The following is a 6,112-nucleotide window of genomic DNA, read 5'->3' on the forward strand; positions in this document are numbered from 1 at the left end:
AGTGAGACTTTGCCAATATCCGTATTGATCATGACCCTGAATGAAGAAGACAGCCTGCCGGCGTGCCTGGCATCGCTCACCTGGTGCGACGATATCGTGGTTCTGGATTCGTTCAGTACCGATCGGACCGTCGAGATTGCCAAGGAAGCCGGTGCACGGGTTTATCAGCACAAATATGAAACCGAAACCAGGCAGCGCATGTACGGGCTGAAGGAGATTGAATTCAAGCACAAGTGGGTCTACATGCCCGACGCCGACGAGATCACGCCGGACGATCTGCGCGACGAAATGCTGGCGATCGCTGCCGATCCAGACCGGCCGGAAGCGATGTTCAGCGCCCGTTACAAGAACATGTTCATGGGTCGCTGGATCAAGCACAGCAGTCTTTATCCGACCTGGATCACTCGCCTGTGCCGGCCCGAACGCATTCACTATGAGCGCGAGTGCCATTCGCGGCCCGTTGGCGATGGACCGACGGGACGGCTGCGATCGCATTTCGTCCACTACAGCTTCAACAAGGGGATGACGGCCTGGTTCGACAAACACAACCGCTACTCCGGCTTTGAAGCGCGCGAATCCCTGCAGATCCTGCGCAGCAAGCGGATTCCCTGGACCGGGTTTTTCAGTGCGACACCCGAGGCCAGGCGGCGAGCACTGAAGGAATTCTCATACCGGCTGCCTTTCCGTCCTGCAGCACGATTCGCCTATATGTATTTCTTGCGCGGTGGTTTCCTGGACGGTTGGCAAGGCTATCACTATTGCCGGCTCATCGCGTCTTACGAGTACATGATCGTCATCAAGATGAGAGAATTGCAACGGCGAGAACTCGGCCTTTCGATATGAGCAAAGCCCGAAACTTTCCTGTGGCGGCTTTGCGGAAGCGTCGTATACCTACGCTGTCAGCCAAATCGATCACCGCGGGATTGTCGCTCGTGAGCGCCTTGATGATCGCTTCCGCAATCCTTGCGCCTTTTCTGGCCAACCTGCTTCTCACCGTCCGCGATCGGGTCAGCAAGGCGGACGTGATCGTCGTCCTCGGGGGCGATGGGCCAGCCAGGGCGGAGTGGGGTGCCGAACTCTGGTTGCAAGGTGCCGCGCCACGTGTGCTGATCAGTGGCGATGGCGATTGCTATTGGATCCGCAGGGCGATGGTCGATCGAGGCGTCGATGCGAATGTCATCACCGTTGAATGTCAGTCGGGTACGACATGGGAAAACGCTCTGTTCTCAGCACCACTGCTGAAACACATGAACGTACGCACCGCCATCCTCGTGACGAGTTGGTACCATTCGCGCCGCGCACTCGCGAGCTTTGCCGCGACTTCCGCCGATATACGCTGGATATCGGTGCCGGTAGAACCCAATAAGGCGCTTTGGAGAATGGCGCTCAGAATCGATGGAATTCAGCTTCTCAAAGAGTACCCGAAGACGGTGTGGTACGCCCTGCGCCGGCACCTCGGGATAGATTCAACGTTTGTTCCCCCGCAGTTTCCTTCAAGGGAATTACGCGCATGACGGTCTCGGCCAAGATCCGGCACACGGGTGTAGAGTTTGCTGGCCGGACGCATGACGAATGGTTCGTTCAGATCGGGAGATATCGACATGCGATCACGCTATAACGATCCGACTTTCGACATCGCTGCGCAGCCACTGCCTCGCTTCGGCGGCGCGACTTTTGCGCTTCGATTCCGGATCATGCGGTTGCTGTGGACCATCTGCTGGACGTTGTTTGCGGCCTGGACGCCGTCTCCCTTGAGCCCATGGAGAGGCTGGCTGCTCCGCCGATTTGGCGCGCGAATCCATTCAACGGCAATCGTCCGGAGCAGTGCAAGGATCTGGTGGCCCGGCAATCTCGCCATGGGGAAGCACGCGTCGATGGGTCCCGGCGTGATTTGCTACAATGTGGCGGAAATCACGATCGAGGATTTCGCCATCGTCTCCCAGCGGGCACATCTGTGCACCGGAACGCATGACGTCGATGATGAGGGGTTTCCGCTGAAAAGCCGGCCTATCACCATCCATTCCAACGCCTGGATTGCTGCAGAAGCTTTTGTAGGCCCGGGAGTCGTCGTGGGGGAAGGCGCCGTACTCGGTGCGCGCGGTGTAGCGGCTGGCAAGCTCGAACCATGGACAATCTACGTGGGAAATCCAGCGAAACCAGTCCGGACCCGCAAGCGATCAGCCGCCGCTGCTCAGTGATCGGCGGCGGGCATGAGCACTGCCGAATTTTCCGCCATCTTTGCATCGCGGTTATCGCCCGACTGATAGCCCTGGATCGTCTGCTCGGCGATCCGCGGCCATGTGTAATTTTCGCGAACCAGCCTCTGTCCATTTCGTCCCATGATTGAAGCCATGGCGGGATTGTCCAGGATGCCAGCAAGTGCGGAAGCGACCTCCGCCGGATCAAGAGATACCACAGCACCAGCATGCGCCGATTTGACCTCGGGAAAGTGACAGGCATCACTGACGACAACCGGCAAGCCACAGGCCATCGCTTCGGTGATCGCAACGCTGAACCCCTCCTGGCGGCTTGGGAGACAGAAGCAGCTCGCATCCACCAAAGCCCGCAGCTTGCCGTTGCCATAGAGTGGACCGGTCAGGTGGACGCGATCCTCTATGCCCAGTTGATCGACCAGCGTCACAAAAGCGTCTCTGGCTCCACCATCCGGACCTGCCACGACGAGATCGACATCCGGATAAGACCCGGCAAGCAAGACGAACGCCTGGGCAAGAATATCCAGCCCCTTCTTGGTATGAAGCCGCGAGAGGAAGAGCACGACGCGCTTTCCGTCAAGACGCGGCAGGCGTTCCGCAAAAAAGCCTTTTGCAGGCAATTCAGCAAATTCTTCAAGGAATATGCCATTCGGTATAATCAGATTTGGCGCGGAAAGATGGAGAGGTTCCAGCAATTGCGCCTCGTCCGAGTTGAGTGCAAGAAGGAACTTGGCCCTGTTCAGCATCTTGCGATATCCGAGTGCCAGTGCCACATGCTTCTTCAGACGCTTCTGTTGCATGCTCCAGACGTCGAGCATGCCGTGCGGCTGGATACAATACGGGATTTGGTTCCGCCTCGCGACAGCAGCGGCATTCTTGAGAATGGGCTCCCACACGCCGTGAATATGCATGAACGAAGCGCCTTTCAGCACGGTGCGCGACTTCCTTGCAGCCGCAAGGCCAAGCACCCGCTCAATCCGGTTCGGATCGGGAAGAAGGTGCCAGACGATCCGGGAAAAATGGGGAACGTCCCTGGCCGATTGAAAGGCGCGTTTCTGGATTTCACGGCCGCCATAGCTGACGATGTGAACGTCGTGACCCAGTGCCGATTGAGCCGCCGCCAAACGCACGCAGGTAGCCTGCGGGCCGCCCTTGGCCGGATCGATGGAGGAGATGACATGCACAATTTTCATGCGCGGCGCCGTTGAGCGGGAAGGGGAGAAAGAGCATCGAGCAGCCGTTCGCCATAACGCTTGACGGTGAATTCCGAGGCACGTTCGACGGCACTCTCCGACATGGCGGCCCTCATTCCCGGATGTTCAGCGAGATTTTTGATTGCCTTGGCGATCGCCTCGCTGTCGCAAACGGGAACGATGAATCCCTCAATTCCGTCGCGCACAACGCTGCCGGCGTTTTCGGTGCAGATCACTGGAAGTCCCGCCGCAAGCGCCTCGTAGATCGCGGTAGCCGATCCTTCGCAGATCGAGGGCAGAAGGAATACATCGGCCCACTCATACTCTTTTGCCATCTCCGAGCGCGGGACAATCCCGCGCAGTTCGACGGATTTTGAGAGATGCGCCTTCACCTCTGGTGCCAGGTGGCTTGGCCCCGCCATCCGGAACGAGGCGGTTTCACCAAGCAGACGGGCTGCTTCGGCAACATAGGGCGAGCCTTTCCGCAAACCGACTTGTCCGACCGTCAGGATCCGCAACGGTCCGCCGATACGGATGATGTCCTGGGGCGGATAATGCGGATCAAAGCCGTAAGGTACGACCACGCATCGCTCGGCCCTTCCACCGCGTTTGACGACATTTCGGCGCACAAACTCGGATGGGCACACGATAATGTCGGCGAGCTCCCATTCAGCCTTTTCCCGTTCTGCGAAGGCCATGGCATTCGGATTGTCGCTATAGACACCGCCCCACTCTGGAAACCGCTCGTGCTCGCCTTTGACAAGCTCTTCAACATCCTCTCTTGGCGCAATCATCTGCTCGACAACGGTCCACATGCCTTGCCGCTTGGCGGCCTGCATTTGTTCCAGTGCCTCACCACCGAAAGCATAGAGACCGGCCGCGTCATGAAATCCGCGCGACGCGACAAGGCGGGAGAATTGCGACCCGGCCCACACTGCATTGGCCATGTGTTCGACGACATCCTTCTCCTGCAATCTGCGGATTGCTGACCGGATGCCAAAGCTCGGGAACGTCGAAGTCAATTCCGGCGGAACACCTTTCGGGACACGGCCTGTCAGGCGCTTGACCGAGGAGGGAAACAGCGCGCGCGGGAGGCTGTTGACGAGGCGCGGCCAACCGTCCGTTGCGCAGATGTCGGTGTAGAAATGCGCGAGTTGACCTTCGGATGCGAAGATGCGTGGCACCGCATAGTGCATGCGCGCGCCCAATTGACTGACGACAACGGTACCATTCATTCTGCGGGTCCATAAACTGAGGATTCTGAAGTCGCAGCGGATTGCTGCCTGAACTTGTGCATGACATCCGACCACGCACCCACGGCATTATCGCGCGAAAACACCGTGTCGAGAACTCGCCGGGCATTCAATCCCATCTGCGCGCAGCGATCGGGAGAGTCCTTCATCTGAACGATGCAATTCGCGAGCCGTTGGCCTTCGCCGATCTTTACCGCTGCCCCGCAATCCGCGGAGGCTACAACACGTGCAACTTCGCCGTTGCTATCACCGACAAAGAGGGTTGGGCGGCCCGCAGCCAGGACGCCATAGAACTTGCTTGGGACGATGCAGTGCTCGAGCCTGGGTATCAGCGAGACGATATGCGCATCGGCTGTACTTAGGCTCTCCGCAATGTTTTCTGACGGCTGGAGTGGTTTGAAAATGACGTTCTTGAGCTCGCGATTCCGCACCACCTCTTCAACATGGGCACGCTGCTGTCCGCCGCCGATCAAAAGGAACTGAATATCCTCATTGTGACTGAGGAGGACTGCTGCCTCGAGCAGTGTCGAAAAGTCGTGTGCGCGGCCGAAATTGCCGGAATAGCCGACGACAAACTTGTCCTGCAGGCCCCAGCGCGTTCTCAAACTGTTGGAGGCGGGGGACACCGGATATATTTCGTCGCCATCGGACCAGTGATGCATGACGAATACCCGGTCATCCTCCAGCCCGTGTCCGGTAAGGTAGGACGCCATCGTTGCTGTCGGACAGACGATCATTGCTGATTTCCGCATCGACCAGTTGCGCATTATTCTGCTGAGCGTGCCAGGCAGGCTTTTGCTGGAAAGCATGCCAAGCTCCATGGCGACTTCCGGAAACAGGTCCATCACCCAGTTGACCATTTTTGCGCCGCGCCAGCGGATAGGCAGGGCGGTGGTGACAGACAACAGAGGCGGGTCGGTGCAGACCACGCAAATATCGCCCCTTTTCAAGTTCCACAGGCACCAGAGAAAGGCCGATATGTGAAAGGTTAGATAATCGATCGCCCTGCCAAGAATATTGCTTCGGCCAAAACGCGTCGCCCACAACCGTGTGACACAAAGGCCCCCCACCGATTCCTCATCGGGAAGTGTCACATTGGCATTGTCATGCAACGTACGGCTCGCAATTGCGGTGACTTCGAAACCGCGTCGTTTGAGCGCGAATGCCAACCCGGAGACCATACGGCTGGTCGCCGACTGATCGGGGAAAAAGTAGCGGTTTGCAAAGACGATCTTCATGTTGAATGTCCCAAGCCATGGCTGCACCACCAGCCCAAAAACGAGATTCTGGACCCCGATTGTTGCAGTTCGCGAGCTGCAAGAACAAGTTCAACAAAGGCACTACGATTGTTGGTGTGGTGTGGTGTGGACCTACCACTTCCGGAGAAGGCGGCGGCGATATCCGCCCCTTTTAGCGGGTTGGAACTGACCGGCATACCCGGCTTTCCATCGCC

Annotated in this window: 7 protein-coding genes; 3 read left to right on the forward strand and 4 right to left on the reverse strand. The window is 58.1% G+C overall.

All coding sequences use genetic code 11. The annotated features are described in order from the left end of the window. Window positions 1–9 precede the first annotated feature (9 nt). From CU103_RS03925 to CU103_RS03935, 3 genes are all read left to right on the forward strand, one after another. A complete protein-coding gene (locus tag CU103_RS03925) occupies window positions 10–843 on the forward strand; it encodes a glycosyltransferase family 2 protein (RefSeq protein ID WP_106662563.1) in 834 nt (277 codons plus the stop codon). Window positions 844–944: 101 nt separating this feature from the next. After that, window positions 945–1,514, forward strand: coding sequence for a YdcF family protein (locus tag CU103_RS03930; protein WP_162707236.1), 570 nt, complete (start codon window positions 945–947; stop codon window positions 1,512–1,514). An 87-nt stretch (window positions 1,515–1,601) separates the two neighbouring features. Further along, on the forward strand, window positions 1,602–2,198 hold the full coding sequence (locus CU103_RS03935) for an LbetaH domain-containing protein (RefSeq protein WP_106662565.1): 597 nt from the start codon (window positions 1,602–1,604) through the stop codon (window positions 2,196–2,198). Here the strand turns inward: CU103_RS03935 and CU103_RS03940 are convergent. The 4 genes from CU103_RS03940 to CU103_RS31725 form a co-directional block, all read right to left on the reverse strand. Further along, window positions 2,192–3,406: a glycosyltransferase gene (locus tag CU103_RS03940; protein WP_106662566.1), complete on the reverse strand. Its 1,215-nt coding sequence runs from the start codon at window positions 3,404–3,406 to the stop codon at window positions 2,192–2,194. The genes CU103_RS03935 and CU103_RS03940 overlap by 7 nt on opposite strands. Further along, a complete protein-coding gene (locus CU103_RS03945; protein WP_106662567.1) occupies window positions 3,403–4,641 on the reverse strand; it encodes a glycosyltransferase family 4 protein in 1,239 nt (412 codons plus the stop codon). Before CU103_RS03945 ends, CU103_RS03940 begins: the two co-directional genes overlap by 4 nt. Then, a complete protein-coding gene (locus CU103_RS03950) occupies window positions 4,638–5,897 on the reverse strand; it encodes a glycosyltransferase family 4 protein (RefSeq protein WP_245448562.1) in 1,260 nt (419 codons plus the stop codon). Before CU103_RS03950 ends, CU103_RS03945 begins: the two co-directional genes overlap by 4 nt. Continuing rightward, window positions 5,894–6,112 (reverse strand): hypothetical protein (locus CU103_RS31725; protein WP_210203699.1); only part of this gene is annotated, 219 nt, incomplete at its 5' end. The genes CU103_RS03950 and CU103_RS31725, both read right to left, overlap by 4 nt.

Source organism: Phyllobacterium sophorae, from assembly GCF_003010965.1.
Lineage (GTDB): Bacteria > Pseudomonadota > Alphaproteobacteria > Rhizobiales > Rhizobiaceae > Phyllobacterium > Phyllobacterium sophorae.